The organism is Rhodanobacter sp. KK11 (assembly GCF_033345435.1).
In the GTDB taxonomy this organism is placed as follows: Bacteria; Pseudomonadota; Gammaproteobacteria; order Xanthomonadales; family Rhodanobacteraceae; genus Rhodanobacter.
The window spans coordinates 659,730-686,266 of sequence record NZ_JAWPMI010000005.1; the positions used below are offsets into that span (position 1 = coordinate 659,730).

The window sequence follows — 26,537 nt, forward strand, 5'->3', positions numbered from 1 at the left end:
ACGCGGCTACGGTGGCGTGGCGCCGGCCGGCACGCGGCCGCTCAGCCGCGGCGACGGCCGCCACCCTTGGCGTTCTGCTTGGCCTTCTCCAGCTCGGCCGCGGTCGGCGCCGCCGGCACTTCGCCCGGCTTCAGTGCGTTGACCTTGCTGCCCGGCTTCAGCCGGAACTGGCCTTCGGTGACCACCCGGTCGCCGGCCTGGAGGCCCGTGCCGATCATCACGTGGCTGTCGCCCACTTCGCCGGCCACCGTCACCGGCTGCATCTTCACCGTGCTGTCGGCCTGCACCTGGTAGACGTAGTCGCCGTCCGGCCCGCGCTGCACCGCCTGAGTCGGGATCACCAGGCCACCGTCGACGGTGTTGACCAGCAGGCGCACGTTGACGAACTGGCCCGGCCACAATTCGTTGTTCGCGTTCGGGAACTCCGACTTCAGGCGGAACGTGCCGGTGCTGGTGTCGATCTGGTTGTCGACCACCTTGAGCACGCCGCCGCTGGCGATCGGATGCGCGTCGGTGCGGTCCAGCGCGGTCACCTGCAGCGCGGCGCCCTCCTTCGCGGCAGCACGGCGCACCATGTCGAGATTCTGCTCGGGCAGGGTGAACATCACGTTGATCGGGTGCAGCTGGGTCAACGTGACGATACCGGTACTGGTGGTCACCACGTTGCCCGGATCCACGTTGCGGATGCCGGCCAGGCCGTCGATCGGCGAGATCACCTTGGTGTAGGCCAGCTGCACCTGGCTGTCGCGCACGCTGGCCGCGTCGGCGGCCACCGCGGCCTCGTACTGGGCGGCGGTGTTGCGCAGGGTATCCAGGTCCTGCTTGGAGATGTAGCCCTGGGCGGCCAGGTCCTGGCTGCGCGCCAGATTGCTCCTGGCGGTCTCCAGCTGGGCCTGGTCCTGGCGCTGGCGCGCCACGGCCTGATCGTAGGCGGCCTGGTAGGTGCGCGGATCGATCTGCGCCAGCAGCTGGCCCTTCTTCACCGGCTGGCCCTCGGTGAACTCCAGGCTGAGCAGCTGGCCGCCCACCTGCGGGTTCACCGTCACCGTGTTGAGCGCCTGCACCGTGCCCAGCGCGGTCAGGTAGACCGGCACGTTCTGCCTCACCACCGGCACCACGGTGACCGGCACCGGCGGCGTCTCGTCCTTGCCGTCCTTGCCCTTGTTCGCGGCATGCACCGATGCGGAGCCGGCCGGAGCCGGCTTGTGCAGCAGGCGGAAACCCACCCCTGCCACCACGATCACGGCAACGGCGATCAACGCGATTTTCCAAAAACGCGACATGTAAAACTCCCGGACTGGACGGTGCGACCCATCGGCGCACGACTGTGTAGCATGCAGTGGCGAAGCGGCGGATGCGGGCCGGACCATGCCCGCGCGCATCCGCAAGTGGCCGAAGCATAGAAGCAGTTCAACGAACTTGGACAATGCCGGTTGACATGGGTGCGACATGACCGATGGCAGGGGCAGCGCCCGCGGCACGGCCCTCGCCGGCACCCGGCGGCCGCCGCGGCGGCCATGCCGGACGCGGCAGATCGCCATGGGGGCCTGAAACTTGCCGCGTGCTTCGTTTATAATCGCCGACTGGTTGCCTGCACGATCCCGAACCCGGGTCGGGCGGCAAGCGTGATTGGCGCCGCGCACTCGTTCGCGGCGGGTCGCATCGGGGCGTCTCCATCGAACCGGCGCGACGGCAACAGATCATCCAGGCAGGTCGGGCAGCCATCGTGGCGTTCCGCCGCCCTCTGACAGGAGTACGTGCGTGAGCGGTTCCATGAGCAAATCCGACCAGAGCGTCCTGCGCCAGTTTTCGGTCATGATCGGCGGCCTGGTCGTGCTGACCGTGGTGCTGATCCTCGCGGCGCTGGCGATCCACGACCACGAGCCGAAGGAAACCAACCCGAACCAGCCGGCCCGCGTCACCGCGCGGATCGCGCCGGACGGCGCCGTCTACGCCGGCAACACCGGCCGCGCCGCCATGCAGGCCGCTGCGGACGCCGCCGCCAAGGCCGCCGCGTCGCAGGTCGCCTACGGCGGCACCACCGACGGCAAGGCGATCTACGACCACCTGTGCACCAGCTGCCACACCTCCGGCGTCGCCGGCGCCCCGAAGACCGGCGACAAGGTTGCCTGGGGCCCGCGCCTGGCCCAGGGCATCGACACCCTGGTCAAGCATGCGATCGACGGCTACCACGGCCCGGACGGCAACTTCATGCCGCCCAAGGGCGGCAACCCGGCGCTCACCGCCGAACAGGTGACCAACGCCGTGCACTGGCTGGCTGATCAGGCGAAGTAACTTCGCCTGATCCAACAAGCTTGCTTCAAACGCCGCCCTTTGGGCGGCGTTTTCGTTTGCCCCTTCCCCCTTGGGGGAAGGTTGGGATGGGGAGCCCCGGCGTGCGAAAAGATCAAAAGCACCCCTCCCCAGCCCTCCCCTGCTACGCAGGGGAGGGAGCAAAGCGGTTGGCGACCGCAGGGAGTCCTTCAGGTGAGGGGGTGCTTTTGACTTTGCGGCGAAGAGCGACCCCCTCCCCTGCTCACGCAGGAGAAGGGGCGCCGCCTCACTCCGCGTACGCTTCGACCCACGTCTGCGCGAATTCCCGCAGCTCCGGGAAGAACGCCTCGAAACGCCGCTGCAGTTCCGCTTCCCGTTCCAGCAGCACCGGCAACGCCGAGGCCAGCGGGTTGGCGCGGCGCAGGCGCTGCCCGATGCCGCCCAGCGCCTCGTCCAGTACGGCATCGTCGGTGTAGGCGGCCGGCAGGCCGTGCGCTTCCATGTAGCCGCGGAAGCGACGCAGCGCCGGCGGCAGCAGCGGATCCTGCCGCCACAGCAGGACGCGCAGCGCGGCGGAGTATTCCGCCAGCGGCTGCGCACTCCACTGCGGGAAATCCCGCGCCAGGCAGCGATCGAACCACATGTCCAGCAGGATCCCGGCGTAGCGGCGGTACGGCGCGGGCAGCAGCGCCCGGGCGGCCAGCACCTCGGGGTGGGCGTCGGTGTAGACATCAATCGCCCGGTGCAGGCGGATGCCGGCGATCACCCGTGGCGGGAACACGGTCGCATCCGGCCGCCCGTGCACGAAATCGCCCAGCATGCCGCCCAGCCGCAGGGCCTCGTCGTCGCCGGCCAGCAGCGCGTGCGCCAGGTGGTTCATCCGCGCCGTCCGCGGCAGCCGATGCGTCCGGCGGTTATCATCACGTGCATGACTCCCACCGAGCTCTCCACCGCACCTGCCGGCTTTCCGGATGTCGCCGCCAGTTTCATACTGGACGGACCCGCCGGCAAGCTCGAGGCGATCAGCGACGTCGCCGAACCGGCCTGCGCGCGCCGCGGCGTGGCGGTGATCTGCCACCCGCTCACGATCGAGGGCGGCAGCATGCACAACAAGGTGGTGACCATGGCCGAACGCGCGCTGCGCGAATCCGGCCTGGACACCGTGCGCTTCAATTTCCGCGGGGCCGGCAACTCGGCGGGCAGCTACGACAAGGGCCACGGCGAAAGCGACGACCTCGCCGCGGTGGTGGCTTGGGTGCGTCGCGTGCGCCCGGACGATGCGCTGTGGCTGGCCGGCTTCTCGTTCGGCAGCTACGTCAGCATCGCCAACGCGGCGCGCCTGCGCGCCGACGCGCTGGTCAGCATCGCGCCGCCGGTGGGGCGCTGGCCGTTCGAGACGGTGACGCTGCCGACCTGCCCGTGGCTGGTGGTGATGGGCGAGGCCGACGAGATCGTCGAGCCACAGGCGGTATTCGACTGGGTCGAGGCGCTGCAGCACCGGCCCGAACTGGTGCGCATGCCCGGCACCAGCCACTTCTTCCACCGCCGGCTGATGGACCTGCGTGGCGCGATCAAGCACGCGGTGCACGGCTGGCTGCCGCCGAAGCGGCATGTCTGACGTCCGTCCGTTCCACGCCCCGGCTTGCCCGCTCCATGAGTGAATCCCCCTCGCTGGCGCCCAGCGCGCGCTACCTCGAAGGCGTTGCCGCGCACCGCTGGGCGTCCGACCCGACCCAGCTGGCGCTGCTGCCGAAATTCGACCGCATGCACGCGGCGCTGTGCGCCGTGCCGGCGAACGGCAACGGCCTGTTCGGCCGGCTGAAATCGCTGCTCGGCAACGAGCCGCCGGCGGTGGTGCCGGGGCTGTACCTGTGGGGTACGGTGGGCCGCGGCAAGACCTTCCTGATGGACCTGTTCGCGTCCAGCCTGCCGCACGGCGTGGCGCTGCGCCGGCACTTCCACCGCTTCATGGGCGAGGTGCACGAACACCTGCGCGCGCTGGGCGAACGGCAGAACCCGCTGGTGGAGGTGGCCGCCGGCATCGCCGCGCGCTGCCGCGTGCTCTGCCTGGACGAGTTCCTGGTCAACGACATCGGCGACGCGATGATCCTGTCCGGCCTGCTCGACGCGCTGTTCGCGCGCGGCGTGACCCTGGTCACCACCTCCAACACCGCGCCGGCCAACCTGTACAAGGGCGGCCTGCAGCGCGCGCGCTTCCTGCCCGCGATCGCGCTGATCGAGCAGCATTGCCGTGTGGTCGAGATGGCCTCCGCGCACGACTGGCGCCTGCGCGCGCTGACCCGGGCGCCGGTCTACCTCACCCCGCCAGGCGCCGAGGCGCACCGCGCGCTGGAGCGCATCTTCGCCGACCAGGCCCGCGGCGCCGTGCAGGAAAACGGCAACCTGCACGTCAACGGCCGCGACATTCCATTCGTCAAGCGCGACGACGACATCGTCTGGTTCGAGTTCGCCGCGCTGTGCGAAGGCCCGCGCGCGGTGGCCGACTACATCGCGCTGGCCAAGGCCGGGCCGACGGTGATCGTGGCCAACGTGCCGCAGTTCACCATCTACAGCGAGGACGCCGCCAAGCGCTTCGTGCAGCTGGTGGACGAGTTCTACGACCGCCACGTCAAGCTGGTGCTCACCGCCGCCGCGCCGATCACCGAGCTGTACGACGGCGAACGCCTGCGCGCCGAGTTCGGCCGCACCGAGTCGCGCCTGATCGAGATGCAGAGCGAGGAATACCTGGCGTTGCCGCACCGGGCGGAGTGAGCCGGCGGCGTCGGGATCGAACGACGCCGGGACCACATGGATCGGGACTGGAGCCGGTGCGGCCCTCCCTGCCCGCATCCGGCGGATCAGCCGCCCTGACGCGCGCCACCCCGTACCGCCCTGGCCGACACCGCAGCTCTCATCTCCCGCCAGCGCGCGTACTGCTTTTCCTTGGCGGGGTTCGGCTCCTCGTATCCCTGCAGCCAGAAGCGGAACCAGTCGAGGTTGCGCTGGTAGACCGCCAGCTTGTGCCGGGGCTGGAACTTCTGGTGCGGCTCGTGCGGGAAGACGTACATGTCGGCCAGGCCCGAGCGGATCAGCGGAATTGCGTAGTCCAGCACGAGCATGTACTCCTGCTCGGGCATCTGCATCAGCAGCGGAATCCGGAACCTATCGAGGTTGAACACCGGCGACATCGCTCGCCACCCCGCGCTGGCTTCATCCCGGCCGCCAAGCTGCCAGTACGCGTCGAGCCGCTGCTCGAACGCTTCGCCCTGCAGGCCCGACAAGAGGCGCAGCTGAGGGGAGAGCATCGGGGAACTCACGGACGCCGCCGCCAGGGCATCCGAATACATCGCGGTCCACAGCGTCGTTTCCGTGCCGAAGCTCAGGCCGCCCATGCCCACCTTGTTCCGGTCCACCAGCCCTTCCGCGACCAGCCGATCCACGGCGCTCTCGACGGCCGAACGTCCCAGCTCGTAGCGCTCCACGGCATTCGTGCGCACGGGCGCGCGATTGATGCACAGCGCTGCGATGCCCTTCTCCGCAAGCGACGCGAACGGCATCTCGTCGCCCAGGCCGCCGCGCACGAAACCGAGGCACCAGTAGTAGCTGACCACCAGGGGAACCGGTCCATGGCTCCCTCCCGCCGGGGTGAAGAGCTGGCCGGTGTAGGTCGTCCCCTCGCCGTCCGTCCACCGGAGCGGCCGCACGGAAACGCCTTCCATGTCCCACGCGAGGGACTGGTTGGGATCGTGCAGCACTTGGCGCTCCCCGGACACGAGATCGATGCGCTCGAGTCGCGGCGGTCGGTCCGGATCGGCGGTTACACACGCCAGCACCGCGGAAGATACCCCGCAGGGACTGAAGCGATCGCGCCCGCCGCCGGCCAGGCCCTGCGTATCGACGACCCGGTGCACGGCATTCGTCTCGACGTCCCAGCGGAAGATCGACTGCGCGTAGCCCTCGTCGGGGCTGCTTACGGTGAAGACCACGTCGCTGCTGCCCGGCCGCCACTGGACACCCGTGATCGGCACGCCGGTGCACAGAGGCAGGGCGCACGCGACCCGGCCCCGACGCCGGTCGACGACCGAGAGCTCCACGTCCGGCGAATCCCGCAGCCCCTGCTGCCCGCCGATGCGGGTCAGCACGGCGACACGGATGCCGCCAGGCTCATACGAAGTCTTCCAGGGCTTGCTATCTCGCGTAAGCAGCTGCTGCCGTTCGCCGGCAGCCACCTCGCTTTCCGCGACAGGCTTCCTCGCCCCGGTGGCGAGATCGATCGAGATCCAGCGATCGGCAACCTCGGCCAGCAACGGGTAGCGTATGACCTCGTTGTCCTTCAGCCGCTGCGTCGCCAGCCTCTCTTCGAGGTACCCCGATCGGAACAGGCCCTGGCCGATCGGAACCGAGCTGTCAATGCGGATCCCCGCGTCATACTCCGCCAGCTCCGCGTCGAGCACCTCCTTCCGCGTCGCGCCGACGCTGTAGAGCAGCGTGCGGCCATCGTCGCTCAAGCGAAACTCCCTGACGTCGGCCGGATCCCCCGTGACCGGCACGGCGGAGCTTCCATCCACGGCCGCGCGCCACACATCGATGCGGCCGCCGATCAGGGCCCGATAGTGGATCCAGCGACCGTCCGGCGACCACACTGCCTGCGCAGCGAGCGGCACCCCCGAGGAATTGCGCAGCGGAATGCCGCCGTCGCCTACCCTGCGTGGCGGCGCCAGGCCATCCAGGCTCGCGACGTACCAGGCGGTCTCCCAGGTATTGCGCTCGACCGAGGCCTGCTCGACGCGGTACGCGACCATGCGGCCGTCGGGCGAAACCACCGGCCCACCGAGATCCGCGACCTCGACCAGCTGCCGCGGCGACACGGCATGCCCATCGGCGCCGCATACCAGCATGGCCAGACCCAGCCATAGGCCGGGCACCGCTCTCGTCTTCCGGTTCATCGCCATTGCCCTCTTCGCGCACCTTCAATGCCGCTGCCGAACCCCGGCAGGCCCGCACGTCCATGTTCACCAGTGCTTGGTCACGGCCACGCTGGCGAAGCGCCCGATGGGCGAGAAGTTCGTCGCGTCGTAGGGCGGCACCTGGAACGGGGTGACCGCACCGATCGTGTGCAGTGGCGGGGTACGGTTGAACACGTTCTGCAGCGAAAGGGCGGCCTCCCAATCCGGAGCTGCGTCGCGTCCCGATCCCCACGCGTAGCGCAAGGTGGTATCGACCGTGGTGAACGATGCGGTCCGCTCGTGGGCGACGACGTTCTTCAGCCCCGCCTTGTGGTTGAGGAAGGCCGATGCCGTCACCGGCCCGGCGCTCCACACCGCACCGAGCCGTCCGGCAAACGTCGGCGGATTGTGCAGCGTGCCCGCCAGATCGAACCGGGTGGTCGAAAACCGCTGCGTGCTGCGGAGCCAACTCGCGGAGCCGCGAAGGGTCAACCGGCCGCTGCCCAGATCGAGCCGGTAGGAACCGGAGAGATCCGCCCCCCGGATGCGTTGCGCCACCGCGTTGCGGAAATGGAAGTAGACCACTCCGACCACGTTGTTCGGATCATAGGGCTTGCCGGCCTGGTTGGTAATCACCCCGTCCCCGTCGCGGGCGATGATGGCCGCCTGTTCCGCGGGCGTCGGAAACAGCTGCACGAACTCGGCGTAAGCAGGGTTGCTCAGCGCCTGGGTCGGGTCGGTGATCGGCTGCACCACGCGGCCGGTGTAGTCGATGTCGAACCAGGTCAGCTCCGTCTCCAGGCCGGGAAGCGCCTGCGGGTGGAACGCGGCGGAAGCCGTCCAGGTGTGTGCCCGTTCGGGCTTCAGTTCCGGGTTTCCGCCGTCCAGGTACAGCACCGTGGCGCTGGAGGGGAAACCGGCTCCTCCACTCCCCTGGGCGGTCCGCAGCACCACCTGCTCGCTGCGCAACAACTGGTAGAGCGTGGGTGCCTTGAAGGACTTGCCCCAGGAACCCTTCAGCGTGAAGTCGGCGCCCGGGCGGTAGACGACGCCGAGCTTCGGCGTGCTGACGCCGCCGAAACTCTCGTAGTTCTCGTTGCGCAAGGCCACGGACAGCTCCAACCGCTGCGCGTTGCCCATGTCCTGGCCAGAGCCCAGCAAGGGCATGTTGAGTTCGACGTAGGCAAAGCGGCTTGCTTCGTCTCCTTCGATGGTCGCCTTGCGGGAAACGCGGTTGTACTCGAGGAAATCGTTCCTGCGATGGCCTGCGCCGACAGCCAGGCGGGCATCGCCCGCTGGCAGCGCGAACAGCGGCCCCTCGGCGCTCAGCTCCGCGACGCGGCTGCCGGTGCAGACGCAGATGTCGGTCACCGATACAGCGCCGGTGGCGAGCCTCTTGGTGGACTGGTACTGCCTGTGGCGGTTCCTCGCCCATGCGCCCGCGGCCGAAAGCGTCCAGTCGTTCGGCAGAAAGAACGACAGGCCCGGGGAAACCATCCAGGTCGCCGTGTCGGGTGCAGCCTCGACATACTGGTTGCCTACGTCGTTGTAGACACCGTAGCGTTGCGAGCGGGTGGTCTTGAAAGCGTCCAGGCTCAGCTCCGCGACGCTGCCGAGCTGCTGGTGGGCGCCCAGCAGGCCGCTGCGCTGTCTGCTCTCGGGATACAGCGTCCACGGATCGCGCAGCTGCGCCGTGTACGCGCGTTGGCGTGCGTAGATCGGATCGGTGGAGACATCCTTGACCGTTGCCATCAGGCCTCCGCTGGCCCAGGTGGTTCCGGCGGTCGCGGCGTACTCGCGCGTGCCCAGGCCGCCGTCCATCGCGCCGCCGCGGCGCGCACTGACGGAAGCGCCGTCGAAGCTGCGCCTGAGGATCACGTTGGCGACGCCGCCGACGGCATCGGAGCCATAGATCGCGGAGGCGCCGTCCGGCACGATCTCGATGCGCTCCACCGCCTCCACCGGAATCGCCGATATGTCCACGCCCTGCGACACGCCGCCATACGCCATGCGGCGGCCGTTGAGCAGCGTGAGCGAGGCATCCTGGCCGAGCCCTCTCAGGTTCAACGCCGAGCCGCCGGTGACGTTGGTGTTCTGGCCGCCGGCACCCGAGATCGTGAAGGGAATGACCCCGGGATTCTGGCCGCCTGAGTAGTTCTGCGGCAGGCTGCGGACCACGTCGCCAAGCGTCGCGAAACCCTCCTGCCGGATGCGCTCGCTGCCGATCGTGATGACCGGCGACGGCGCGTCGCCGCCGCGGATGCGCGTACCGGTCACGGTGACGCTCTCCAGTATGCTCGGCCCGGCCTCCTGGCCAGCTTCCTGCCCCATCGCCGGAGCGGGCTTTGCCGGACGCCGGGGCGTATTCGGCGGAGCCTGCTTGACGATCACCGTGCCGTTGCCGGTCACCTCGTAGGTGAGCCCGCTGCCGGTGAGCAGGTGTCGCAGCGCCGCGTCGAGCGAGTAGTGCCCGGCAAGCGACGGCGCCGTGCGTCCGCGCACCAGCTCCGGGGGCACCATGATCTGGCGGTCTGCAGCCAGCGCCAATTGATTGAGCGCCGTGCTCAATGGCTGGCTGGAAATCGCGTAATCGCGCGTCTCGCCAACATTCTGCGCATGAACCGGCGCAGCATGCGCGAGGACGATGGCCAACGACAGGAGGCCAAGCGCCGGCAGGTGCCGTAAATCTCTCACTCCTTCTGCCGCTGCGGAACGTCGCTTGCGCGCAGCTTGCCACCCGAACGGCGTCGACTCGTCGATCATGTGTTCTCCCCCGATGATGCTGGTTTGTCGGCACCGGCGTGTCCTTGCACACCGGATCATCCGCGGCACTCAGGGTGTTCCCTGGCATGCCTCGTCACCGGGTAGACGCGGTTGTACCCGTTTACCTCACCCCGCCCGCTTCAACCTGCCATGCACCGGATTCACACGGATGGCGATGGCCGCCGGCATCTCCGTGTGCGCAGGCATTTCCTTCCGATGCGCAAGCGCGACGACGATGCGCACGACGATCTTTCGAAAGTACTCGGCACGTCTGTGTAGACGCAGGTCGCGGCGCTTGCCTCACCTGCATCCGGACCGTTCCGTCGCCACTTGCGGCACTCCCGGACCTCGCGTAGCGTCGGCCTTCCGTTGCCACCTCCCGGCGCACCGCCATGGCGGACATCACGACGAATCGCATCATGCCTGGCGAGGATGCCGATGCCCTCGTGTACGCCGATGCCGGGCAAGGCATCGACATGCTGGCGCGGCGCTATCGAAGCTCGCTCGTGCGCTACTTCCTGTTGCACATGGGCAGCAGGGAAGATGCGGAGGACCTGGCCCAGGAAGTGTTCGTACGCTTCGCGCAACAGAAGTCCACGCAGCCGATCGCCAACGTCGAGGCGTTCCTGTTCCGCATTGCCGCCAACCTGCTCAGGGACCGCTTCCGCCGCAACAAGACGCGTCACGTGCACTCGCACTTCCCGATCGACGAGTGCGCGGGCGAATCGTTGGGTGAGGCACCTTCGGAGCAGCACGTCTACGAAGGGCAGGAGCAGCTGAACGCATTTCTGCATGCCCTGGAGGAGTTGCCACCGAGGTGCCGGGCGGTGTTCCTGCTGCAACGCTACGAGGGCATGAGCTACAGCGCCGTCGCGCAGCACCTGGGCATCAGCGTGAGCGCGGTGGAGAAGCACATGATGAAGGCGTTGCTGCACTTCGACGCACGGCTGGACCTGACATGAGGACGGAACAACTGCACATCGCCAGCACGGGCGATCCGGCGCGGCACGAAGCGGCGGCCTGGTTCGCACGCCTGCGCGCGGACGACGTCAGCGAACGCGAACGCGCGCAGTTCCAGCGCTGGTTGGCGGACGATGCTCATCGGGCGGTCTACGAGCGGCTGGAAGTCCTGTGGTCCGGGCTGGGTGCGCACGCCGACCGGCCGGAGATCGGCGAGGCGCTGCGCCGAAGCGACACGCTGCGGAAGGATTCCGCCAAGACACGAAGTCCCCGCCGCCGGCACGCCGCAGCACGGCTTGCCGTGGCGGCGTCGCTGGTCGCAGTGCTTGCCGGCGGTTGGTTCGCATGGCGCATGCAGCAGCCGGAGGTGCGCAGCTACGCCACTGGTGTCGGCGAGCAGCGCACGCTGGTGCTCGAAGACGGTTCGCGCGTCACTATGGATACCGACACGCGGCTGTCGGCAGCGTTCTCGGCGAAATCGCGGCAGTTGGTGCTGGAGCGGGGCCGCGCCTTCTTCCAGGTCGCCAGGGATGCCGCACGGCCGTTCCTGGTGACGGCGCAAGGCGGCGTGGTGCGCGCGGTCGGCACCCGCTTCGACGTCTACGAGCACGGCGACGTGGTCGAAGTCACCTTGGTCGAGGGTCGTGTCGAAGTCACCCCCGAAGGCGGCAAACCCGGCCGCCATGCCAGCCCGACGACCATGAGCGCCGGGCAGCGGCTGCTGATGGGCAAGGCATACGCCACTCCCGTTATCGAATCCGCCAACACCGGAACGGCGGAAGCATGGCTGTCCGGCAAGCTGGTGTTCAACGACACGCCGCTGCCAGCGGCCGTGGACCAGTTCAACCGGTACGGCGCTTCCAGGATCGTCATCGGCGACGACGCGGTCGCACGACTGCGCGTCAGCGGCGTGTTCCGCAACGACGACAGCCAGGCTTTCGTCGATGCGCTGCACGGCTCCTACGGCGTATCGGTCCGTCGTGGCAGCACCGGGGAGCGGACGCTGTTTTTCCGGAAGGACCTATCGACAGCACGCTCCCCATGAGTGGAATCCCGGCCGGAACGGGGTTCCGGCCGGTACCTGATCGAGATGCAAAACCAGGGAACACAGGGCACCACCGCACCCGCCCTGAATGACCCGCCCGTACGTTGCTCCCCTGCCGGTGCCGCAGTAGCCTGCAACGATCGGCACCCATGCTGCCGTCCACGGGAGCGGACGATGGAAATGACGCAAGGATCGCTCGCGGATTCCCGACCCATTGTCGCCGCGGACGAACCCCACGCCCTGCCCGGTTTCGACGCGGTGGCGCGGCTGGCGGCCAACGCGCTGGCGGTGCCGCTGGTGGCGCTGCTGCTGGTCGACGGCAGTGCGTTCTGGTACACCCCGCCCGGCCACGCCGATTCGCTGCGCCTCGACGGCGCGCTGCTGGCCGCCTGCCGGCAAGCCGCACGCCGCGGCGTCGCCGAAGCCGTGCCGGACGCCCGCAACGACACGCGCTTCCTGCCGGCCGGCACTGACCCGGCGCACGCCGCCATCGGCTTTTTCGCATGCGAGCCGGTGTTCGCGCTGAACGGCCAGCTGCTGGGTGCGCTGTTCGCCGCGGACCGGCACCCGCGCCTCACGCTGTCCGCCGGCGAACGCGCCGCCTTGCGCGACGCCGCCGCGCTGGCCGGCGCCGGCGTGGCGCTGCGCAACTACCTCGACCGCACCGACCCGGCCACCGGGCTGCCGCATCGCAACGCGTTCTTCGCCGACCTGCGCGCGCAACTGCCGGGCGACGACGACACCGCCTGGCTGGTCGCCATCGAGGCGGCGCCGGTGGCGCGCTTCCACGCCTTCGTGCGTGCCATGGGTCACGTCTACGCCGACGCGCTGATGCGCGCGGTGGCGGCGCGGGTACAGGCGTGGACGAGCCCGGGCATGCAGCTCTACCAGGTCGGCACCTCGCGGCTGGCGGTGCTGCTGTCCGACCCGCGCGACGAACCGCCTCCGGCGCGGCTGGATGCGCTGGTAGCCCGGCTGCGCGAGCCGATCGACTGCCTCGGCGTGCCGCTCACCCTGCAGCCGGGTGTGGGCCTGCTCCGGGTCGAGGCCGGCGAGCTGCGCGGCGGCGATCCGCTGCGGCGGGTGATGAGCGCCTCGCATGCTGCCCAGGACAGCGTGCCCGGCTGGGCGCGGTACGACCACGCGCAGGACGAACGGCAGCGGCAGGAGTTCCTGCTGGTCACCGAACTGGCTGCGGCGCTGTCCGAGCGCACCGAACTGGAGTTGCATTACCAGCCGCGCGTGGAGCTGGCCAACGGCCGTTGCGTGGCTCTGGAAGCGCTGGCGCGCTGGCGCCACCCCACGCTGGGCGCGGTGCCGCCCGGCGTGTTCGTGCCGCTGGCCGAGCAGGCCGGGCTGATGCGCGCGCTGACCGACTGGGTGCTCGACCACGGCCTGGCGCAGCTGGCCGCGTGGCTGCACGCCGGACTCGACGTGCAGCTGTCGCTGAACGTGTCCAGCGCCGATCTCGACGCCACCTTGCAGACGCGCCTGGCCACCGCGGCGCAACGTCACGCGGTACCGCTGACGCGGCTGGAACTGGAGTTCACCGAGAGCACCACGATGCGCCACAGCGATGCCACTCGCCGCCACCTCGCCGCGCTGCGCGAGGCCGGCGTGGGCATTGCCATCGACGACTTCGGCATCGGCTACAGCAATCTCGACGCGCTGCGCCAGATGCCCGCCAGCTGCCTGAAGATCGACCAGTCGCTGGTGCGCGGGCTCGACGCCAGCCGGCATGACGCGGCAGTGGTGCGCTCGATGGTGGTGCTGGCTCACGAGCTGGGTTTCCGCGTGGTGATGGAAGGGGTGGAAACCGGGCGCGTGCTGGCTGCCGTGCGCGACATGGACTGCGACGAGGTGCAGGGCTTCCACATCGCCCGCCCGCTGCCGGCGGCGGACGTGGCGGACTGGCTGCGCAGCAACCGGTCCGCCCCCCTGCCGCGCCCGGCGGACCACCCGCCCGGCTGACCTGCCGCGCCGCGGCGACGGCTCAGCGCGCGGTCGCGGTACCGGAATGCGCGTGCTGGAAGCGGCGGTGGTGGACCAGCAGGCCGCTGAAATACACGATGTAGTAGCCCACCAGCAGGCCGATCACCAGCATGGTCAGCGGCGTGAGGGCGTGGCCCATCGGCGGCATCACTCCGGGTGGAGCCGGCTCTTGCTGCATCTGCGGCCACACGACCAGCAACCGCCAGCCCAGCCGGCCCAGCAGCAGCACGGTGAGCAGGGCGCCGAGCCACGGGTTCGGCACGTAACAGTCACCCTTCACCGGATCGGTCTCGAAGCGGGTCAGGCGCAATCCGAGCAGGCCGATCGCGCCACCGGCCAGGACCCCGCCGACGAGGCCTTCGGCCAGCGCGATGCGATGCAATCCACCGAGCGCGAGCACGCCGCCGACGAGCACGAACACCGCGATACGGAAGATCATCCGCCCGCGCCGGATCGGCTGGCGGCCGAACTGACGACCGACGCGGCGCCACACGATCAGGGCGAGAATCGGCAGCATCACGAGGTAGTTGGTCAGGTGCGCGGGCATGGCGCAGTCCGGTGGCTGGGCGGGAGGTCAGCATAGTGCGGCCGCCCGGCGCGGGCGACTGACGCTTGTCACCCTTCGGCAGCGCGCGGATCCGTGACGAGCGCGGGCATGTCTTTCGGCTCCGCGTCGCTCAGGGTGCCGCAGGAGCCCGCTCGCGGGCGATGCTGCTGGCTTTTGCGCATGCTGAACCCCTGCCTCCGGGGTATCGCCCGCAAGCGGGCTGCCGGACAGGGATGCGGCGCGAGGGTTATTTCGCCTTGCCCTGGTTCGCCACCGCGGCCATCTTCGCCGCGATCGCCTCGGCGTCGCCAAGGTAGAAGCGGTTGATCGGTTTCAGCGCCTCGTCGAACTCGTACACCAGCGGCACGCCGTTGGGGATGTTCAGCTCGACGATCGCCTGGTCGGAGATGCCGTCGAGATACTTCACCAGCGCGCGCAGCGAATTGCCGTGCGCGGCCACCAGCACGCGCTGGCCGGACCTGATCGCCGGCGCCAGCACCTCATGCCAGTACGGCAGCACGCGCGCCACGGTGTCCTTCAGGCATTCGGTGTCGGGAATGTCCTTCGGGTCGAGCTTCACGTAGCGCGGGTCGTGCACCGCTTCGTTCTTGTCGCGCTCCAGCGGCGGCGGCGGCACGTCGTAGCTGCGCCGCCAGATCTTCACCTGGTCCTCGCCGTACTTGGCCGCGGTCTCGGCCTTGTTGAGCCCGGTGAGTCCGCCGTAGTGGCGCTCGTTGAGACGCCAGTCGGTGAGCACCGGGATCCACATCAGGTCCATCGCGTCCTGCACGCCCCACAGCGTGCGCACCGCGCGCTTGAGCACCGAGGTGTGCGCCACGTCGAACGCGTAGCCGCCCTCGCGCAGCAGGCGACCGGCTTCGCGCGCCTCGGCCATGCCCTGCTCGGTGAGGTCGACGTCGGCCCAGCCGCTGAAGCGGTTGTCGAGGTTCCACTGCGATTGGCCGTGGCGGATCAGGACGAGCTTGTGCATGAGAGTGCCCAACGGTGAGGTGTAAACGGGGAATGGTGCAGGCCGGCCCAGGCAGCGTCAAATGCGCCCCCTGCCACAGGTCATGCCAACCTTCCGCGGCGGCGGCGCATCCCAGTGCGGTATCCCATCCTCAAGGAGACTGCCATGCGTCGATTCCCGACGATCCTCATCCTCGCCGCGCTGGCGCTGGGCCTGGCGCTGCCGCCGCCGGCCAGTGCGCGCGACAACGACATCGACAAGGTCAACGGCTCGGTGCAGGTCGAAGCCGGCCAGCAGGTCGGCGACGTCAGCACGGTCAACGGCTCGGTGCGCATCGCCGGCGGCGCCAGCGTGCACGAGGCCAGCACCGTCAACGGCGAAGTCGAGCTGGGCGACAAGGCGCAGGCGACCGAACTGGGCACGGTCAACGGCGCGATCAGCCTGGGCAGCGCCAGCCGGGTCAGCGGCAAGGTGAATGCGGTCAACGGCAGCATCCGTCTGGCCCGCGGCGCCGACGTCGGTGGCCGGGTCGAGAACGTCAACGGCGCGATCGTGCTGGATGGCGCCCACGTCGCCGGCGGCATCGGCACGGTGGCGGGCGACATCACGGTCGGTGCCGACTCGCGCGTCGAGGGCGGCATCCTGGTCGACAAGCCGAACAACGGCTGGTTCCGCTGGGGCAGCGAACGCAAGCCGGTGATCGTGATCGGCCCGCATGCCGTGGTGCAGGGCACGCTGGAATTCCGCCGCGAGGTGGTGCTGAAAGTCAGCGACAGCGCGCAGATCGGCCCGGTGAAGGGCGCCACGGCAGAGAAGTTCAGCGGCGCCACGCCCTAGGTCGGCCCGTGGGGCGGGCGATGCCCGCCCTGCGCGGTGAGGTGGCGTCAGACCCAGTCGCGCGGCTTGAGGTAATCCGCCAGTCGCGCCTCGGGCGAGCCGACCTCGGGCTGGTACGCGTACTCGAAGCGCACGCGTGGCGGCAGGCTCATCAGGATCGACTCGGTGCGCCCGCCCGACTGCAGGCCGAACAGCGTGCCGCGGTCGTAGACCAGGTTGAACTCCACGTAGCGGCCGCGCCGGTACAGCTGGAACTCGCGCTCGCGCTCGCCGTAGGGCGTGCCCTTGCGGCGTTCGACGATCGGCAGGTAGGCATCGAGGAACCCCTGGCCCACGGCGCGGGTGAAGGCGAAGCAGCGCTCGAAGCCGCCCTCGTTGAGGTCGTCGTAGAACAACCCGCCGACGCCGCGTGTCTCGCCGCGGTGCTTCAGGTAGAAGTACTCGTCGCACCATTGCTTGTAGCGCGGATAGACGTCCACGCCGTATGGCGCACACAGCTCGCGCGCCACCGTGTGCCAGTGCCGCACGTCCTCGTCCACCGGATAGAACGGGGTGAGGTCGAAGCCGCCGCCGAACCACCACACCGGCTCCACGCCTTCCTTGCTGGCCTCGAAATAGCGCACGTTGGCGTGGGTGGTGGGCACGTGCGGGTTGTTCGGGTGCAGCACCAGCGACACGCCGGTGGCGATGAAGCTGCCGCCGGCCAGCTCCGGCCGGTGCGCGGTGGCGCTGGGCGGCAACTGGTGGCCGGACACGCGCGAGAAATTCACCCCGGCCTGCTCGAACACCGCGCCGCCCTGCAGCACGCGGGTGCGCCCGCCACCGCCCGCCTCGCGCGTCCACGCATCCTCGGCGAAGCGCGCACGGCCGTCGGCCTGCTCGATCGCGCTGCAGATGCGGTCCTGCAGTTCGCGCAGGAAGGTTTCGGCCTGGTTGGCTTGCTCGCTCATCGTCCGGCTCGTCGATTCGACCCGGCCAGTCTAGCAAGCACTGCCAACGCGGCCGCTGCGACGCGACGCCGCGCAGGGCTGAGCCAGATCAGCCGGCGCGGCGCAACTGCTCCGCGCCGCCATGGGCCGGTTGCCGGTCATCCGCATCCGGCGCGGGCCCGGGCCGACCCGCATCGGCAGCCGGCTTCGGACAGCCGCCGGCCGAGGCAGAGCCACCCGCGCGGTTCGGCCGCTGAACGGCGGTTCCGCGCAGGCTAGGCATTCGCAGGGGTGCCCGCTACGCTTTCCCGATGCCTTACTCGATGACACCTCTCGCGGTCACCGCGTACACCGCCACGTCCGCCATGGGCAGCGGCCTGGCGGCCCAGCTCGACGCGCTCGAACACGCCCGCAGCGGCCTGCGCCCGAACGACTTCAGCAGCGCGCCGCTGACGTGCTGGATCGGCCGCGTCGACGGCGTGGAGGACGTCACCCTGCCCGGCGCGCTCGCCGACTGGGACTGCCGCAACAACCGGCTGGCCTGGCTGGGACTGGCCCGGGACGGCTTCCTCGAGCGCGTGCGGGAAGCGCGCGCGCGCTACGGCGCGGGCCGCGTGGCGCTGCTGCTGGGCACCTCCACCGCCAGCATCGGCGCCACCGAGGAAGCCTATCGCCGGCTCGATGCCGACGGCGGCTTCGCCGACGACATGCTGCGCCCGGCGATCCACGCGCCGCATTCGCTGGCCGCCTTCGTCGCTGCCGCGCTCGCGCTGGAAGGACCATGCCTGACTGTGTCCACCGCCTGCTCGTCCAGCGCCAAGGTGTTCGCCAGCGCCGAGCGGATGCTCCGCCTCGGCCTGGTCGATGCGGCGGTGGTCGGCGGCGTGGACACCCTGTGCGACAGCGTGCTGTTCGGCTTCAACGCGCTGGAGCTGGTCTCGCCCGAACCGTGCCGCCCGTTCGACGCCGCGCGCTGCGGCATCTCGATCGGCGAGGCCGCCGGCTTCGCGCTGCTGGAGCGCGTCGAGGCGGCGCCCGCCGCGCCGCGACTGCTCGGCTACGGCGAATCCAGCGACGCCCACCACATGTCCACGCCGCACCCGGAGGGCCTCGGCGCCGAGCTGGCGCTGCGCGATGCGCTGACGCGCGCCGGCCTCGATGCGGCACGGGTGGACTACATCAACTTGCACGGCACCGCCAGCCGGAAGAACGACGAGGTGGAGGCGGCGCTGGTCGCGCGCGCGTTCCCCGCCGGCACGCGGGCCAGCTCGACCAAGGGCTTCACCGGTCACACGCTGGGCGCCGCCGGCATCCTCGAGGCGACCATCGCGCTGCAGGCGATCGAGCACGGTCTGGTGCCCGGCACCCTCGGCGGCGACACGCCCGACCCGGTCTGCGGCGCGCAGTTCGCCTGGCGCAACGAGCAGCGGCGCGTGGACGTGGCGCTGAGCAACTCGTTCGGCTTCGGCGGCAACAATGCCTGCCTCGCCTTCGCCCGCGCGGGGTTCGCCGCGTGAGCGCGCTGCGCGTCCACGTGGAAGGCGTCGGCCTGTGGTCGCCGGCGCTGGCCGACTTCGCCGCGCTGCGCGCGCTGCTGGCCGGCACCACGCCGGCGCCACCGCCGGCGCGGCCGCCGGCCGCCACGCTGCCGCCGAACGAGCGTCGCCGCGCGCCGGAGAGCGTGCTGCTGGCGGTCGAGGCGGCCGGCCAGGCGGTGACGATGAGCGGCCGCGACGCCACCACGCTGGCCTGCGTGTTCGCCTCCGCGCACGGCGACCAGGCGATCACCGACTACATGTGCGCCACCCTGGCGCAGGCGCCGGCAGAACTGTCGCCGACCCGCTTCCACAATTCGGTGCACAACGCCGCGGTCGGCTACTGGACCATCGCCAGCGGCTGCCACGCGCCGTCCACCGCGGTCTGCGCCCAGCGCGCCAGCTTCGGCGCCGGCCTGCTGGAAGCGGCGGCCCAGGCGCTGGCCGAGCAGCGCCCGGTGCTGCTGGCGTGCAGCGACATCGCCGGCAGCGGCCCGCTTGCCGAAATCACCGGCTGCCGCCAGTCGTTCGGCTGCGCACTGGTGCTGGCGCCGCAGGCCGGCGCCGCCACGCTGGCCCGGCTCGAGCTCGGCCTGCAGCCAGGCGCCGCCACCGACACACCGCTGCCCGAACCACTGGCAGGCTGGCGCGACGGCAACCCGTCGGCCGCCAGCCTGCCGCTGCTGGCCATGCTCGCCGGCCGCGGCGGCCGCTGCACGCTGGCCGCCGCCACCGGCCTGGGATTGCAGCTCGACATGGAGCCCGTCGCGTGAGCCCGGCCAGTGCACGCTGGTGCGTGCTGATTCCATGCCTCAACGAGGAGGCCGCGATCCGTTCGGTGGTCGAATCCGTGCTGGCGCTCGGCGCGCCGGTGATCGTGATCGACGACGGCTCGGACGACCGCACGCCCGAGATCATCGCCACGCTGCCGGTGACGTTGCTGCGTCACGAAGAACGCTGCGGCAAGGGCGAGGCGCTGCGCCGCGGCTTCCGCGAGGCGCTGCGCCAGGGCTACGACGCGGTTCTGACGATGGACGGCGATGGCCAGCACCTGGCCAGCGACATCCCGCGCATCGCGGCCGTCGCGCAACGCTACCCGCAGCACATCGTGATCGGCGCACGACTGCTCGATTGCGAACAGCAGCCGAAAGGCCGCCGCTGCGCCAACGCGGTGGCCGACTGGGGCATCTCGTGGGCCTGCGCGCAGCCGGTGGCCGACACCCAGAGCGGACAACGCTGGTATCCGCGCGAAGCACTGGACCTGGTCGAACTGCCGGCGGAGAACTTCGTGTTCGAGGCAGCGATCCTGATCGCCGCCTCGCGCGAGAAAAAGCTCGGCGTGGTCTCGGTGCCGATCGCCTCGCGCTACCACGGCACGTTCCGTCCCAGCCACCTCAGGCCGGTGCGCGACGTCACCCGCATCACGCTCTACACGATCGGCCGTGTCGTCCACTACGGCCACCTCGTCGACAGCTATCGCCGCTCGCGCGGCACGCCGCGCGTCGTCGACGACACCCTGGCGTAAGAGCCTCAACCCATCGCGCCGTTGACGCCGATCAGCTGGCCGTTGATGTAGCCGGCCGCGTCCGAGCACAGGAACGCCACCAGCGCGGCGACCTCCTCCGGCTTGCCGGCACGCTGCGCGGGCACCAGCTCGCGGATGCGCTCGGGCGGGAACGCGGCCTCGGCCATGCGTCCCTCGATCACCCCGGGTGCGACCACGTTGACGGTGATCCCGCGCGAGGCCATCTCGCGCGCCAGCGACTTGCTGGCGCCGACCAGGGCCGCCTTCGCCGCGGCGTAGTTGGTCTGGCCGCGATTGCCCAGCTGCGCCGCCGCCGAGCCGATCGAGACGATGCGGCCGAAGCGCGCGCGTGCCATCGGCAACAGCAGCGGCCGGGTGACGTGGAAGAAGCCGTGCAGCGAGACGTCGATCACGCGGTGCCACTGCTCGTCGCTCATGCCGGCCATCGGCGCGTCGTCGTGGATGCCGGCGTTGTTGACCAGCGCGTGGATCGGCCCTTCGGAGAGCAGCACGTCGAGCGCGGCGCGGGTCACCTCCGCATCGGTGACGTCGAACGCCAGCGCCTGCGCGCTGCCGCCGCCGGCGACGATCGCCGCGGCGGTTTCCTCGGCCCGGGTCAGGCTGTGGTGGCCGTGCACGACGACGTGCCAGCCGGCCGCGGCAAGCGCGTGGCAGATCGCGCCGCCAAGCTCGCCACTGCCGCCGGTGACCAGGGCGCGACGTGCATTCTTCGCTTCGGACATGATGGAATTCGCTCCGAATCAGCGGGCAGGATGGAGCACCGCGGCACGCCCGCTGGCGAGCAGGCGGCCCCGATGCCCGACGCGGAACGCATACTGCGCGCCGCCGTCGTCGGCGTAAAGGCATTCGGCGTGGACGTCCAGAGGGCCATCGAGCCGGTCGACGTATTCCTCGAACAGCTGCACGTCACGCAGACTGACCAGCATGCCGGGGCGCACCGTCTCGTCGCCGCGCGACCGCGCCAGCAGCGCGCCGTGCACCGCCATCGCCTGCGCGCCGTATTCGGCCAGGTACACGGCGTGCAGTCCGTGCGGGCCGCGCAGCGGGTTGTCGGCGCGCGCGTGGCCGGCGCTGATCGCATGAATGCTGCGTTCGTCCCACGCCAGCACCGCGTCGAGCAGGCACATCGCGCCCGCGTGCGGGATCAGGTGAGCCCAGTCAGTCCTGTCGAGCATGCGGCGCCATCAGGATCGACAGACAGAAATGGAACGCCACGCCCAGGCTCACGGTGAGCCCGATCGCGCGCAGCACCGGGATCGTGGCCCACGCCAGCATGCCGAACACCAGCAGCGCGGACAGTACGCAGACCAGGGTGGCGTGCAGGGTGCGCCGCTGCTCGGCCGGGTCGCCGGTATCGCGCTCGAAGAACAGCGCGTAGTGCAGGCCGAGGCCGCCGGCGAGGATCAGCGCGACCAGGTGGAACAGCGAGATCTCGATGCCGGCCACGCGCTCCACCGCCAGCACCAGGAAGGTGGCCAGGGTCATTGGCGCCAGCACGTGCCAGGCGCGGCGCAGGCTGCGCAGCGCGAAGGCGATGGTCAGCACCAGCGAAATTGCGGCGACCAGCAAGGCCTGCAGGATACGCGTGCGGTAGTCGACCACCAGCGACTCCGAGGCCGCCTTCATGTCGAGCAGGCGCACCGCGCCGCGCGTGTTTTCGCCCAGCGCCTGCAGCGCAGCCACGTCGTGCACCCCGCTGACCGTGCCCAGGCCCAGCCAGTGGCCGTCGCGTTCGACCAGCATCGCGGCGAGGCGCTGGCCCAGCGGAGTCTGCGCGTAACGCTGCGGCGTCAGCGGCGGCAGCTGGCGTGCGGCTTCCACATCGTCGACGAACGGCTGGAACAGGTCGGCACGGAACGGCAGGCCCTGCGACGCTTCGTCCAGCGCGTGCTGCAGCGTGGCACGATCGGGCAGCTTCTGCTGGCGTTCGCGCTGCAACGCCACCGTCGGCAGATAGCGCGACGGCAGTTCCAGCGCATCGGCCGCGTGTTGCGCCAGCAGCGCATCGACCCGCGGCTGCAGTTGCTCCGACAGCGCCAGCACGCCCTGCGCAGTCGGCGCCTCGAGCACCAGCAGGTAGCGCACGTCCGGCGCGCCCAACGCCTCGCGCAGGCGCGCATCGTGCTGCAGCAGATCCGGCGGCAACGGAGTCAGCGCAGCGAGGTTGTCCTGCCAGAACGGGCCGCGGGCCAGCGCCAGCATCGCCACGACCGCCGCGGCGACCAGCACGGGAATCCAGCGCGGGCGCGGCAGGCGGTCGACGAAGCGGCGCGCCTCGATCAGCCAGCGCATGTCGGCCACGTCGCGCACGCGTCGCGGCAGCAGGTGCGGCAGCAGATAGCGCGTGCTGAAGCCGGCCACCAGCAGGCCGACGATGGTGAACACGGCCAGCTGTTTCAGCCCGTTCACGCCGGACGCGTAGAACGCCAGGTAGGCGATGCAGGCCGAGGCAATCGCGGTCAGCAGCAGCGGCCACAACGCACGCACGCTGGCCAGCGCATCCTCGCCGGCGCGGCGGTGGCTGAGCACGCGGATCGGGTATTCCTGCGCCACGCCAAGCAGGGTGAAGCCGAACGCCAGGGTGATGCCGTGCACTTCGGGGAAGGCGAGCGTCAGTGCGGCGATGCCGGCCAGTGCGGCGCTGGCGATCGGCAGCGCGGACAGCAGCAGCGAGCTGAAGCTGCGGTAGGCGAGCAGCAGCAGCGCGATGAAACCGACGGTGGAGATGCGCCCGATCCAGTCGGCCTGATGCCGCGTCTGCGCCGCGGCCACCATGCTGAAGTAGCCCGGTCCGCTCAGCTCGAGGGCTGCTCCGGCGCTGTCAGGCAGCGCAGCGAAGGTCTGGCGGATGCCGTCGATCGACTGCTGCTGCGCCCCCGGGTCGAAACCCGCGGCCGCCGTCTGCACCAGCAGCAACGCCTCGCCCTGCGGCGAGAACCACACTCCATCGCGCAACTCCGGCGACTTCGCCGGTGCCCATGCTTCGGCCAGCTTCAGCACTTCCAGCGTGGGGTCGCGCGGCAGCAGGCCTTTCAGCAGGCTGGCCGCGGGCGAGGACAGGTCGTCCAGCCGCTGCTGCAGTTGGTCGGCCAGGTACGCCTCGTCCAGCGGCTGCGCATCCAGCGTGGGCGACAGCAGGTAACGGTACGGCAGCAGGTTGGCATCCAGTGCAGCGAGATCGAAGCTGCCGTTGAGCACCTGGCTGTAGCGCGGGTCTTTCTTCAGCGCGGCGGCAAGGCCCTGGCTCAGCGCCGCCAGCTTCGCGTCGGACTGTCCAGCGCCGGCCATGGATGGCCCAGTGCCGCGAGCGCAGGCGACGGCAGGGATGCCGGAGTCAGAGCAATGCAAGGAGCAATTGCCGGATGCGCAGGAGCGGCCGATGGCGAGCAGCAGCAAGCGCGAACCCGGCCCCTCGCCGACCTGCTCCATCAGCAGGCGCTGGTCCGGCGTGGTCGGCGCGGGCATGAAGCTGCGCAGGTCGGTGCTGACGTGCAGGCGCTGACTGATCATCCAGCCGAGCCCGGCCAGCGCCAGCAGCCATCCAATCAGCAGTGCCGCGCGGGCGCTCCGGCGCATGCTCAGGGCTCGCCCTGGCACAGCGCCTGCAGCGCCTCACGGGTGGGTTCGGCCGGCATCCGCGCGGCCAGCGGGCCCAGCAGGTCGACCGCGAGGTCGCCGTCGGCTTCCTGCATGTGCATGCAGCGCGAGACCTTCGCGTAGCCGTCGATGCGGATGCTGGCGACGGTCTTCGCCACGCGGGCGTCGCGCGGCACCAGGGTCAGCGTCCACGCACCCGCCGCGTCGCCGTGCTGGCGGATCTCGAACGCCTGCTGCAGGCGCGCGGCATCGCCGCCGAGCAGCGCCACGAAGCTGTCCAGCAACACCTGCAGCTGCGGCGCACGCTTCAGCGAGAAGCGGCGCGGACTTTTGCCGGGGCGCTGCTGGGTCACCTCGCCGTCGGCGATGGTGGACGTTTCCTGCTGCGGACGATCGACGCGGCGCTGCAGCCGGTCGCCGCCCAGCCACGACAATTCGCCGGAGACCACCAGCGGGCGGTCGAGCACCTGCAGGAAGCGCGCCTCGGCGAACGCGGTGTGCGCGGGCGCCGGCTGGCCCAGGGCCGCGATCAGCGCCGGTGCGGACGACGCGGCCGGCGTCGGCTCAGACGCCGACGCGCTCGCCCACAGCGGCAGCAGCAGGCCCATCAGCCACAGGCGCGTCTTGCCAGAAATCATAGAAGTTGAACCAGTTGTAAGGAGCGACGTGCACGTAGTGTTCCAGCCGTTGCGCGTAGCGGGCAATCAACGCATCCAGCGCCGAGCCGCGATCATGCCGCGGGACCTCCACCCGATCACTGAACGACTCGAAGATCAGCTTGTAGCGATTGCCGCCCAGGTACAGGCCGAAACACAGCACCACCGGCACCTGCAGCGTATGCGCCAGCAGCCACGGGCTGATCGGGAACGGCGCGGAGGAACCGAGGAAACCGGTGTGCCGCAATACCTCGTGGCCGCGACCGCGGTCGGCCAGCATCGCCACCAGCGCGCCGTCGTGGCAGGCCTCGGCCATCGCCAGCGCGATCGTGGTGCCGTCCTGCGCCGCGTCGATCACGCAGGCACCCACGTCCGGCGCCAGCGCTTCGAGCAGTTCGGTCATCGCCGGGGTCTTCTGCTTGTCCAGTACCACGCGCAGCGGCATCTCCGGGCGGCGCGCGCCGAGCGCCCGCAGCGCCTCGAAGCTGCCCTGGTGCGAGCCGAACAGCAGCACGCCGCGGCCCTGCGCGAGGCGCTGGTCGAGCAGGTCCAGGCCTTCGGTCTCGATCCGGAACGACCGCTCGCCGTGTGCAAGCAGGAAGATCCGGTCCAGGGTGGTGGCGGCGAAACAATGGATGTGCCGCAGTACCTGCCATGTCGTGGCCGGCCGGCCGAACACGCGCTGCAGGTACTGGCGCGAGGCCCGCCGTTCCGGCGCGCGACGCAGGAAAAAGTACAGCGTGATCGGGTACAGGCACAGGCGGCCCAGCCGGCGGCCGCCATGCAGCGCGATGGTGCGGATCAGCCACAGCGCGAAGCGGCCGCCGCCTTCGGGCCGGCTCTGCCAGTGCCCCTGCGCGCTCATGCCGCTCCCTCGACCAGGCCGCGCGCCAGCAGCATGCCGTCACGCCGGATCTCGAAGCGGGCGCGCGCACCCTCGGCAGCCGTCAGGCGCAGCGTGGCGGTCTGCTCCGGCAGCAACGGCGCCGCGAATTTCGCCTCCAGCACGCGGCCCAGCCGCTGGCCGCGCCAGGTGCGCAGGGCCAGCGCCACCTGCTCCAGCAGCACCACGCCCGGTACCAGCGGCGCACCGGGGAAGTGGCCGGGCAGCGCCGGATGCTCCGCGCCGATGCGCAGCGCTTGTTCGAAGCCGGCGTTCATGGTGCCGCCGGGCGCTTGCCGCGCAGCAGTTGCGGCCAGTGCAGCGCCAGTTGCAACAGCATGTCGTGCAGACCGGGATGATGCAGATGACGCAGCCGCCAGCGGCGATAGACGTATTCCAGCGTGAAGGCCGCCGCCAGCAGGAGATAGCCGCCCAGATGCAGCCATGTCGCGGCCCAGCCCGCGGGCACCGGCAGCGGCGAGACCACGCCGACGCGCGCCAACAGCCCGTCGTGGTCGGCGCACAGCAGCAGCACGGCCAGCAGCAGCGCCTGGGCAGCCAGCAACACCGCCCAGAACCAGGTGATCTGGCGCGCATAGGCGGCCACCCCGGGCTGACGCAGCCGCTCGTCACCCTCGATGGCGACGATGAAACGCGCCACCAGCGGCTCGGCCGTGCCCAGCGTTCGGCCGAACCAGCCGGCCAGCAAGGCGTTGATCAGTACCGGCACCGCCTCCAGCAGCAGCCCGGCCAGGCCGCACCGCCATGCCACCAACAACCCGGCCTGCGCGCCCGACCACGACAGCCACGGCAGCACCCGACGCGCCAGCAGCTGCGGCAGCATCAGCGCGGTCAGCAACAGGGCCAGCGCCAGCAGCGCGAACACCTGCCGCTGCGTCAACACGCCGGCGATCGCCAGCAGCGGATAGGCCGGCAACAACAGCAGGCCGTAGCGCCGCGTGGCGTGGTCGGGCGAAAGTGAAGAGGACGTCATGCCGGATTCCGCATCGGCTCCGCCGGAGCCGCGAGCGTGCCACGGGCATGCGAACGCCGCATG

The 26,537-nt window shown here is 70.4% G+C and carries 24 protein-coding genes; 10 read left to right on the plus strand and 14 right to left on the minus strand.

Annotation, left to right across the window (positions count from 1 at the left end):
- Nucleotides 1-41: 41 nt before the first annotated feature.
- Nucleotides 42-1,283 carry an efflux RND transporter periplasmic adaptor subunit gene (locus R5H19_RS16385; protein ID WP_318160113.1) on the minus strand — a complete coding sequence of 414 codons (1,242 nt, stop codon included), beginning with the start codon at nt 1,281-1,283 and terminating at the stop codon, nt 42-44.
- 490 nt (nt 1,284-1,773) lie between these two features.
- Between R5H19_RS16385 and R5H19_RS16390 the strand changes: the two genes are divergently transcribed.
- Nucleotides 1,774-2,295, plus strand: coding sequence for a c-type cytochrome (locus R5H19_RS16390; RefSeq protein ID WP_318160114.1), 522 nt, complete (start codon nt 1,774-1,776; stop codon nt 2,293-2,295).
- A gap of 265 nt (nt 2,296-2,560) precedes the next feature.
- Here R5H19_RS16390 and R5H19_RS16395 read toward each other — a convergent pair whose 3' ends face one another.
- Nucleotides 2,561-3,154, minus strand: a complete 594-nt coding sequence (locus R5H19_RS16395) for an ACP phosphodiesterase (RefSeq protein ID WP_318160115.1) — start codon at nt 3,152-3,154, stop codon at nt 2,561-2,563.
- Nucleotides 3,155-3,202: 48 nt separating this feature from the next.
- On the opposite strand from R5H19_RS16395, the gene R5H19_RS16400 reads away from it, so the two are divergent.
- On the plus strand, nt 3,203-3,892 hold the full coding sequence (locus tag R5H19_RS16400; RefSeq protein ID WP_318160116.1) for an alpha/beta fold hydrolase: 690 nt from the start codon (nt 3,203-3,205) through the stop codon (nt 3,890-3,892).
- Between the two features lie 35 nt (nt 3,893-3,927).
- Nucleotides 3,928-5,046, plus strand: a complete 1,119-nt coding sequence (gene zapE / locus R5H19_RS16405; protein WP_318160117.1) for a cell division protein ZapE — start codon at nt 3,928-3,930, stop codon at nt 5,044-5,046.
- 86 nt (nt 5,047-5,132) lie between these two features.
- Here zapE and R5H19_RS16410 read toward each other — a convergent pair whose 3' ends face one another.
- Together R5H19_RS16410 and R5H19_RS16415 are read right to left on the minus strand one after the other, a co-directional pair.
- The gene (locus R5H19_RS16410) at nt 5,133-7,220 is read right to left on the minus strand and encodes an Atxe2 family lasso peptide isopeptidase (RefSeq protein ID WP_318160118.1); all 2,088 of its coding nucleotides are present in this window, start codon (nt 7,218-7,220) and stop codon (nt 5,133-5,135) included.
- 66 nt (nt 7,221-7,286) lie between these two features.
- Nucleotides 7,287-9,983: a TonB-dependent receptor gene (locus tag R5H19_RS16415; protein ID WP_318160119.1), complete on the minus strand. Its 2,697-nt coding sequence runs from the start codon at nt 9,981-9,983 to the stop codon at nt 7,287-7,289.
- Nucleotides 9,984-10,402: 419 nt separating this feature from the next.
- On the opposite strand from R5H19_RS16415, the gene R5H19_RS16420 reads away from it, so the two are divergent.
- From R5H19_RS16420 to R5H19_RS16430, 3 genes are all read left to right on the plus strand, one after another.
- Nucleotides 10,403-10,945, plus strand: coding sequence for a sigma-70 family RNA polymerase sigma factor (locus tag R5H19_RS16420; RefSeq protein WP_318160120.1), 543 nt, complete (start codon nt 10,403-10,405; stop codon nt 10,943-10,945).
- On the plus strand, nt 10,942-11,988 hold the full coding sequence (locus R5H19_RS16425; protein ID WP_318160121.1) for a FecR family protein: 1,047 nt from the start codon (nt 10,942-10,944) through the stop codon (nt 11,986-11,988). Before R5H19_RS16420 ends, R5H19_RS16425 begins: the two co-directional genes overlap by 4 nt.
- Before the next feature lie 180 nt (nt 11,989-12,168).
- A complete protein-coding gene (locus R5H19_RS16430; RefSeq protein WP_318160122.1) occupies nt 12,169-13,959 on the plus strand; it encodes a GGDEF domain-containing phosphodiesterase in 1,791 nt (596 codons plus the stop codon).
- A 22-nt stretch (nt 13,960-13,981) separates the two neighbouring features.
- Here R5H19_RS16430 and R5H19_RS16435 read toward each other — a convergent pair whose 3' ends face one another.
- The gene (locus R5H19_RS16435) at nt 13,982-14,527 is read right to left on the minus strand and encodes a DUF1453 domain-containing protein (protein ID WP_318160123.1); all 546 of its coding nucleotides are present in this window, start codon (nt 14,525-14,527) and stop codon (nt 13,982-13,984) included.
- Between the two features lie 247 nt (nt 14,528-14,774).
- Entirely contained in the window at nt 14,775-15,518 is a 744-nt protein-coding gene (gene gpmA, locus R5H19_RS16440) for a 2,3-diphosphoglycerate-dependent phosphoglycerate mutase (RefSeq protein WP_318160124.1), read from the minus strand.
- A 144-nt stretch (nt 15,519-15,662) separates the two neighbouring features.
- Here gpmA and R5H19_RS16445 point away from each other — a divergent pair, with 144 nt between their 5' ends.
- Nucleotides 15,663-16,334, plus strand: coding sequence for a hypothetical protein (locus tag R5H19_RS16445; protein ID WP_318160125.1), 672 nt, complete (start codon nt 15,663-15,665; stop codon nt 16,332-16,334).
- 47 nt (nt 16,335-16,381) lie between these two features.
- Here R5H19_RS16445 and hemF read toward each other — a convergent pair whose 3' ends face one another.
- Entirely contained in the window at nt 16,382-17,284 is a 903-nt protein-coding gene (gene hemF / locus R5H19_RS16450; RefSeq protein WP_318160126.1) for an oxygen-dependent coproporphyrinogen oxidase, read from the minus strand.
- Between the two features lie 302 nt (nt 17,285-17,586).
- Here hemF and R5H19_RS16455 point away from each other — a divergent pair, with 302 nt between their 5' ends.
- Genes R5H19_RS16455 through R5H19_RS16465 form a run of 3 tightly spaced genes read left to right on the plus strand, consistent with a single transcriptional unit; the run spans nt 17,587 to nt 20,323 of the window.
- Nucleotides 17,587-18,780, plus strand: coding sequence for a beta-ketoacyl-[acyl-carrier-protein] synthase family protein (locus R5H19_RS16455; protein ID WP_318160127.1), 1,194 nt, complete (start codon nt 17,587-17,589; stop codon nt 18,778-18,780).
- Complete coding sequence (locus R5H19_RS16460; protein WP_318160128.1) at nt 18,777-19,571, plus strand: beta-ketoacyl synthase chain length factor; 795 nt, start codon at nt 18,777-18,779, stop codon at nt 19,569-19,571. Before R5H19_RS16455 ends, R5H19_RS16460 begins: the two co-directional genes overlap by 4 nt.
- Nucleotides 19,568-20,323 (plus strand): glycosyltransferase family 2 protein, encoded by a 756-nt coding sequence (locus R5H19_RS16465; protein ID WP_318160129.1) that lies wholly within the window; start codon nt 19,568-19,570, stop codon nt 20,321-20,323. Before R5H19_RS16460 ends, R5H19_RS16465 begins: the two co-directional genes overlap by 4 nt.
- Nucleotides 20,324-20,328: 5 nt before the next feature.
- On the opposite strand, the gene fabG is transcribed toward R5H19_RS16465, so the two are convergent.
- The 7 genes from fabG to R5H19_RS16500 are packed head-to-tail and all read right to left on the minus strand — an operon-like array spanning nt 20,329 to nt 26,474.
- The gene (gene fabG, locus R5H19_RS16470; RefSeq protein ID WP_318160130.1) at nt 20,329-21,066 is read right to left on the minus strand and encodes a 3-oxoacyl-ACP reductase FabG; all 738 of its coding nucleotides are present in this window, start codon (nt 21,064-21,066) and stop codon (nt 20,329-20,331) included.
- A gap of 18 nt (nt 21,067-21,084) precedes the next feature.
- Nucleotides 21,085-21,519: a phosphotransferase gene (locus R5H19_RS16475; protein ID WP_318160131.1), complete on the minus strand. Its 435-nt coding sequence runs from the start codon at nt 21,517-21,519 to the stop codon at nt 21,085-21,087.
- Nucleotides 21,503-23,920 (minus strand): MMPL family transporter, encoded by a 2,418-nt coding sequence (locus R5H19_RS16480; RefSeq protein ID WP_318160132.1) that lies wholly within the window; start codon nt 23,918-23,920, stop codon nt 21,503-21,505. Before R5H19_RS16480 ends, R5H19_RS16475 begins: the two co-directional genes overlap by 17 nt.
- A gap of 2 nt (nt 23,921-23,922) precedes the next feature.
- Nucleotides 23,923-24,579, minus strand: coding sequence for a LolA-related protein (locus R5H19_RS16485; protein WP_318160133.1), 657 nt, complete (start codon nt 24,577-24,579; stop codon nt 23,923-23,925).
- Complete coding sequence (locus tag R5H19_RS16490; RefSeq protein WP_318160134.1) at nt 24,506-25,462, minus strand: acyltransferase; 957 nt, start codon at nt 25,460-25,462, stop codon at nt 24,506-24,508. Before R5H19_RS16490 ends, R5H19_RS16485 begins: the two co-directional genes overlap by 74 nt.
- Nucleotides 25,459-25,758: a hydroxymyristoyl-ACP dehydratase gene (locus R5H19_RS16495; protein ID WP_318160135.1), complete on the minus strand. Its 300-nt coding sequence runs from the start codon at nt 25,756-25,758 to the stop codon at nt 25,459-25,461. The genes R5H19_RS16490 and R5H19_RS16495 overlap by 4 nt, the downstream gene beginning before the upstream one ends.
- The gene (locus tag R5H19_RS16500) at nt 25,755-26,474 is read right to left on the minus strand and encodes a xanthomonadin biosynthesis protein (protein ID WP_318160136.1); all 720 of its coding nucleotides are present in this window, start codon (nt 26,472-26,474) and stop codon (nt 25,755-25,757) included. Before R5H19_RS16500 ends, R5H19_RS16495 begins: the two co-directional genes overlap by 4 nt.
- Between the last annotated feature and the right edge of the window lie 63 nt (nt 26,475-26,537).

Bases quoted from the DNA above. Each gene is read 5' to 3' on its own strand.
- R5H19_RS16455 (WP_318160127.1), top strand. From the start codon at position 17,587: ATGACACCTCTCGCGGTCACCGCGTACACCGCCACGTCCGCCATGGGC.
- R5H19_RS16480 (WP_318160132.1), bottom strand. From the start codon at position 23,920: ATGCGCCGGAGCGCCCGCGCGGCACTGCTGATTGGATGGCTGCTGGCG.
- R5H19_RS16485 (WP_318160133.1), bottom strand. From the start codon at position 24,579: ATGATTTCTGGCAAGACGCGCCTGTGGCTGATGGGCCTGCTGCTGCCG.
- R5H19_RS16385 (WP_318160113.1), bottom strand. From the start codon at position 1,283: ATGTCGCGTTTTTGGAAAATCGCGTTGATCGCCGTTGCCGTGATCGTG.
- R5H19_RS16400 (WP_318160116.1), top strand. From the start codon at position 3,203: ATGACTCCCACCGAGCTCTCCACCGCACCTGCCGGCTTTCCGGATGTC.
- R5H19_RS16435 (WP_318160123.1), bottom strand. From the start codon at position 14,527: ATGCCCGCGCACCTGACCAACTACCTCGTGATGCTGCCGATTCTCGCC.
- R5H19_RS16490 (WP_318160134.1), bottom strand. From the start codon at position 25,462: ATGAGCGCGCAGGGGCACTGGCAGAGCCGGCCCGAAGGCGGCGGCCGC.
- R5H19_RS16445 (WP_318160125.1), top strand. From the start codon at position 15,663: ATGCGTCGATTCCCGACGATCCTCATCCTCGCCGCGCTGGCGCTGGGC.
- R5H19_RS16415 (WP_318160119.1), bottom strand. From the start codon at position 9,983: ATGATCGACGAGTCGACGCCGTTCGGGTGGCAAGCTGCGCGCAAGCGA.
- R5H19_RS16475 (WP_318160131.1), bottom strand. From the start codon at position 21,519: ATGCTCGACAGGACTGACTGGGCTCACCTGATCCCGCACGCGGGCGCG.
- R5H19_RS16430 (WP_318160122.1), top strand. From the start codon at position 12,169: ATGACGCAAGGATCGCTCGCGGATTCCCGACCCATTGTCGCCGCGGAC.
- hemF (WP_318160126.1), bottom strand. From the start codon at position 17,284: ATGAGCGAGCAAGCCAACCAGGCCGAAACCTTCCTGCGCGAACTGCAG.
- R5H19_RS16395 (WP_318160115.1), bottom strand. From the start codon at position 3,154: ATGAACCACCTGGCGCACGCGCTGCTGGCCGGCGACGACGAGGCCCTG.
- R5H19_RS16420 (WP_318160120.1), top strand. From the start codon at position 10,403: ATGCCTGGCGAGGATGCCGATGCCCTCGTGTACGCCGATGCCGGGCAA.
- R5H19_RS16500 (WP_318160136.1), bottom strand. From the start codon at position 26,474: ATGACGTCCTCTTCACTTTCGCCCGACCACGCCACGCGGCGCTACGGC.
- gpmA (WP_318160124.1), bottom strand. From the start codon at position 15,518: ATGCACAAGCTCGTCCTGATCCGCCACGGCCAATCGCAGTGGAACCTC.
- R5H19_RS16425 (WP_318160121.1), top strand. From the start codon at position 10,942: ATGAGGACGGAACAACTGCACATCGCCAGCACGGGCGATCCGGCGCGG.
- R5H19_RS16410 (WP_318160118.1), bottom strand. From the start codon at position 7,220: ATGAACCGGAAGACGAGAGCGGTGCCCGGCCTATGGCTGGGTCTGGCC.
- zapE (WP_318160117.1), top strand. From the start codon at position 3,928: ATGAGTGAATCCCCCTCGCTGGCGCCCAGCGCGCGCTACCTCGAAGGC.
- R5H19_RS16390 (WP_318160114.1), top strand. From the start codon at position 1,774: ATGAGCAAATCCGACCAGAGCGTCCTGCGCCAGTTTTCGGTCATGATC.
- R5H19_RS16495 (WP_318160135.1), bottom strand. From the start codon at position 25,758: ATGAACGCCGGCTTCGAACAAGCGCTGCGCATCGGCGCGGAGCATCCG.
- fabG (WP_318160130.1), bottom strand. From the start codon at position 21,066: ATGTCCGAAGCGAAGAATGCACGTCGCGCCCTGGTCACCGGCGGCAGT.